General features: G+C 51.7%; 4 protein-coding genes and 1 pseudogene. All 5 read left to right on the forward strand.

What is annotated here, in order from left to right; translation table 11 throughout:
* A pseudogene (locus tag L3X40_RS20915) lies at positions 1 to 330 on the forward strand (TonB-dependent receptor); the annotation flags it as partial.
* Between the two features lie 19 nt (positions 331 to 349).
* Positions 350 to 1,729: an aromatic ring-hydroxylating oxygenase subunit alpha gene (locus L3X40_RS20920; RefSeq protein ID WP_237367289.1), complete on the forward strand. Its 1,380-nt coding sequence runs from the start codon at positions 350 to 352 to the stop codon at positions 1,727 to 1,729.
* Between the two features lie 56 nt (positions 1,730 to 1,785).
* Positions 1,786 to 2,877 carry a nuclear transport factor 2 family protein gene (locus L3X40_RS20925; protein ID WP_237367290.1) on the forward strand — a complete coding sequence of 364 codons (1,092 nt, stop codon included), beginning with the start codon at positions 1,786 to 1,788 and terminating at the stop codon, positions 2,875 to 2,877.
* Between the two features lie 63 nt (positions 2,878 to 2,940).
* A complete protein-coding gene (locus L3X40_RS20930) occupies positions 2,941 to 4,356 on the forward strand; it encodes an FAD-dependent oxidoreductase (protein WP_237367291.1) in 1,416 nt (471 codons plus the stop codon).
* Between the two features lie 419 nt (positions 4,357 to 4,775).
* Positions 4,776 to 4,887 (forward strand): biotin/lipoyl-containing protein (locus tag L3X40_RS20935; protein WP_445177228.1); only part of this gene is annotated, 112 nt, incomplete at its 3' end.

Below are 4,887 nucleotides of genomic sequence, written 5' to 3' on the forward strand. Positions count from 1 at the left end.
CCCAGGGCTCCAAAATGGAGCATCAATGTAAATCCGAGCTACGAAACCTATCTGAGCGACTTTGGATCAATACTGTTTAATGTGAGCTATTCCTATACGTCTACCATGGAGGTTAATACCCAGAACATCATTCCGCGGGAAGCTACGAACCTCGTCGATGGGAGCGTCACATTGACCACGGAGGACGAGCGTTTCAGCCTGGCGCTGTGGGGCAAGAACCTCACCGACCAGCGTTACGTGATGATGTCGTTCCCGGTTGGAGTTATCACTACCTTCGGCCGGTTCAGCCCCCCGCGAACATATGGGGCTGAGTTTACGGTCAGATTCTAGAAATTGATGGAGTGAGAAAATGAACGTGAAGCAGGACTTCGACTTCCGTCAGGGTATCGTACTAGAACCTGAGGTAAGTGACTTTCCCCTTTTAAAAAAAGCGCCGTTTATCGACGAAGGTACTGATCCAATTGATCCGTCTCGATACTATTCTCCTAAGTTCATGGCTCGAGAATGGGATAAGATGTGGTCGCGTATTTGGAACTTTGCCGGTTTCTCTTCAGACATTCCGGATATTGGTGACTATTTCACTTATGATCTTGGTCCCGAGTCATTTCTGATTGTGCGTACCGGTGAAGGCTCCGTTGAGGCGTATTATAACGTATGTCAGCATCGAGGTCGCCGTCTGGTGGAAGGCGATTTTGGCAGCGTTGCTGATAGCTTCACTTGCCCATTTCATGGCTGGCAATATGGACTCGATGGCAGCTTGAAGCAGGTCACGGACAGAGAAACATTCCGTCCTGAGGCGCTTTGTGGGGATTTAGGGTTGAAACGGGTCCGTTGTGAGACGGAAAACGGAATGATCTTCCTCACAATTGATTCTTCTGCCCCGCCGCTTAAGGATGCTTTGGGTATCATCCCCGAACATTTTGCCCCGTTCGACATTCCGAAGATGAAAGTGGTCAAGGAAGTAACGGTGGAATGGCCCGTCAACTGGAAAACGGCCGCCGACGTGTTCTACGAAGCCTATCATGTGCACGTATTGCATCCACAGATTACCGGCGCGATGGATGATTACAATGTCCAGATCGACCTATATGATAAGGGTGTCAGTCGCTTTTTGGTGGCCTTCGGACGGATCAGTCCGCGGTGGTTGGACCAGGAGTCCCTCAACGACGACCTCAAAGGCATGCTGAGCGTCGCCGGCTTAGACGACGCCGACTTTACCGGCAATCTTTCCAGCGTACGATCGGCAATTGCCAGCGCAATGCGTTCGAAATTTGAGGCGAAAGGGCATGATTGCTCATCCTACCATGATAGCCAACTTGTGGATTCCTGGAATTACGGAATCTTTCCGAATGTCCAAATAGGAATTTACCCTGAAGGTGCGTTGGTCCAGCGGTGGCGGCCTCATCCTACCGATCCAGAGAAGTGTTTCTTCGATGTCCTCAACCTGGTTCATCCTGAACTAGCGGGCCTGTCGCCTCGGGATGCATATCTCGATTGGCGATCGGACGTTAACCTTGATAAATATACCCGTCCGCCTCGCCAGATCCTCAGGACCGAGGAGGAGCAGAGGTCGGGGTTGGGGCTTGTCGGTTATCAGGATTATGAAAATATTATCAAAGTGCAGCCGGGTATGCGCTCAAAGGGGTATGAAGGCGTGGTTCTTTGCGAACAGGAGTCGCGAATTAGGCACTATCACACGGAGATAGATCGCTATTTAAGTGTTTCCTAAAGTAAACGGCGCTTAAAGCGATAATTCTACGGAGCACAAAGTAAGAAAGATCCTACATGGATACGCAAAATGCCAAGACCGTGGATAGCATTGCGAAAGTAGAGATCGAAGACCTGCTCGCAAGTTATTGCAGGGCGATTAACAGATGCGACGATAGCCTGCTGCGCTCAGTTTTCTACAGCGATGCGACGGTTTGTTATGGATCTTTTAGCGGTCCCGCATCCGAGTTCTGTTCAGATGTATTCGCGTCCATCAGGAGTTTCGATTCGACGCTCCACACAATTGGCAATAGCTTGGTAGAAATGAAGGGCGATCTCGCCTTCGGTGAAACCTACTTCGTTGCATTCATGATAAGGGGCAGTGGCGCCGACGCTATTGATATAACGGTAGGTGGCAGATATCTTGACTCTTTTGTTTGGTCTGCGGGACGATGGTGGATTCGCACTAGATTAGTGTCGATAGATTGGAGCCGGGAAGTTCCACCTACGGGCCAGGAAAAGAGCCAGTTGAATGGGGGGGCGCCGCAAGCCCGGAGCGACGAAGGGGAGCTTGCAGAATTCCGATCCCAATATTCAGCCATAGGCGGTCCCGGAAATTTCCGAAGCGAATCTGATCCTATGGCTGTCGCCCGACTAATTGATCAGCAGGAGATCAAAGACGTCATAATGACGTATTGCCGCGGAATAGATCGGTGTGATGAAGGTGCGTTGCGCAGTATATACCATCCGGGTGCCGTTGATGAGCACGGTTTATTCAATGGCGATGCGATGGAATTCTGTGATTATATTTTACCGTTAGTATCTCGGCACATAACGGGTATGCATTACATTACGACCGTGGTTCTTGAGTCGGATGAACTTGCCGCGATTGGCGAAAGTTACTTTATCGCTTATACGACTGGTCGGGATGAGAATGACAGATTGTATGATAGAACCATCGGCGGTCGCTATCTTGACCGTTTTGAAAAACGGGAAAGTAAATGGAAGATTGTCCATCGAAAAGTTGTGATTGACTGGAATCAATTGGTTTTTCGCGGAGAGACGGGTGGTAAGAGCATGTTTGACGACTTTGCGGTGCGCGGAAAGCACGGCAAAGAGGATCCTTTATATGCTGAACGCGAGCGTATACTGATCGGCACTTCGGGTTGAGAATTTTCACTCCGATGATTGCAACAACCTTCTTTGCCGACGATCGTCATGGAGAATGAATTGATGACAACCAAAGACTATGACGTAATCGTGGTTGGGGGAGGCGGTGCGGGTATCTCCGCGGCAATCCTTGCGCACGATGCTGGTGCGAAAGTGCTGTTGGTCGAGGCTGGCGCCAGGGTAGGAGGTTCGACGCGCCTCTCAGGAGGAGTATTTTACGCGGCTGGGACCTCGGTGCAGGAGGAAGCGGGTATCGAGGATTCCAGCGATGACATGGTCAATTATTATTCTGCGCTTAATCAGCACCGGGTTCAGCCTGCGCTCGTTCGGGCTCTGGCAGAGAATGCCGCACCAACGTTGGAATGGTTGATTTCGCTGGGAGTTTCATTTCCAGTATCCGGCCTCTACGTGGGTGGCGTTGAGGGTGTCGCTCGCTCTCACAAACCGATCGGATTAGGTGAAGCAGTAGTGGAAAGGCTTGATGCTGCGTTGAGCGATCGTGCGATAGACGTGGCTTTGAAGACTCGCGTTGAGGAACTTCTCACGGACGAGAATGGCGATGTGGTCGGGGTCCGCTCTGACGAAGACAATGTGTATTCGCATGCGGTTATACTCGCCACCGGGGGATTTGGTAATAACCGATATTATCTGAATAAATATTACCCAGACGCATTGAAAGCCGGGCGGGCGAGCTGGTGCATATCGGCAGACACCTGTGTAGGTGATGGCTTAGTGCTAGGCCTGCAAGTCGAAGCTGCAATTGAAGGGCATAATCGTGGCCTGCTGCTTGTGAGCCCGGGTTTTCAGCGCCATCTTGAAAGCAGGGTTCCTTCCTGGTTGATTTACGTCAATCGAGACGGAAAACGATTCGTGAATGAGAAAGCACCGTATGCCGTGATGTCCGGCGTGGTAGCCTCTCAAAGCGGAAGATCATGCTTTGCTATATTCGACGAGGAATCTCGTTTACAAGGTGATGTTGAAGAGCTTAATCGCCCGAACTGGGAGACATCGGTGGTGGCCGAAGCCGCACAGAAGGGGAGTATTGCTTGCGCGGACAGCATTGAGCAACTTGCCATTGCAATGGGAATTAGAGCGTCGGCATTAATAAATACAATCAAAGAATATAACGGCTTTTGCGACGCTGGAGTTGATAAATCATTCTTTAAAAATGGCGAATTACGGCATATTAAAACGCCCCCCTTCTACGGTGTCGAGATGAAGCCGGAAATCATCGCGCTGACGTCAGCTGGCTTGCTTATCGATTCAGAGGCGCAAGTGCGAAGTGACAATAATCTCCCCATTCGCGGGCTTTTCGCCGCTGGTGAAGTCACGGGTGGCGTTTTGGGTGAGCGATATGTCGGGAGCGGGAACGCAGTTGCCAACGCAATTACCTTCGGGCGGATCGCGGGCGCGAGCGCGGCTCGACACTGCGCCAAAGAAAGGATTATTCAGTCGAACCTCCCGTTGAAATCCGCTTGATGGCTTTCTGGTACCGCCTCGATTTCAGCATGCCCATCCCAGGTTCGACGTCCCCTGACTGTTACATACAGAGGCAGATTCTCGCTCCTTCTGGGCCTGTCGGGTCGAATCCGCTGAGCGGCCAGTGAGGCCCGCTTCAGCAACGACAAGGAAGATTCGGAAATCATTTCGATCTCATCCTTGCACAATTGCGAATCTTACCAGGAAAAATTCCAACCTTCACTGCATCTCTGCGGTGTTTAAATAGGCCTCCGGCCTAGATCCCGGATTGATAACGGAGCTGCACCGACATGCGCGACATCGATCATTTCGTGGTCGGCGGCCCCGGATCGGGTGGCCGCACCAAGGACGTGTTCAACCCCTCGACCGGAAGTGCAGGCCGCGGTTAGCGCTGCCCGATACCGGGTCTGCTCGTCGCCTTGCATGTCGCCGAGGGCGACAAGGTCGAGGCCAGCCAGCCGCTCGTAGTCGTCGAAGCAATGAAGACCAAAAACATCTGCGCACGGAGAAGTCCGCGACGGTCAATAAGGT

Source organism: Rhizorhapis sp. SPR117, assembly GCF_021742065.1.

Excerpts from the sequence above, each read along its gene's own strand:
- L3X40_RS20920 (WP_237367289.1), top strand. The coding sequence starts at position 350 with ATGAACGTGAAGCAGGACTTCGACTTCCGTCAGGGTATCGTACTAGAA.
- L3X40_RS20925 (WP_237367290.1), top strand. The coding sequence starts at position 1,786 with ATGGATACGCAAAATGCCAAGACCGTGGATAGCATTGCGAAAGTAGAG.
- L3X40_RS20930 (WP_237367291.1), top strand. The coding sequence starts at position 2,941 with ATGACAACCAAAGACTATGACGTAATCGTGGTTGGGGGAGGCGGTGCG.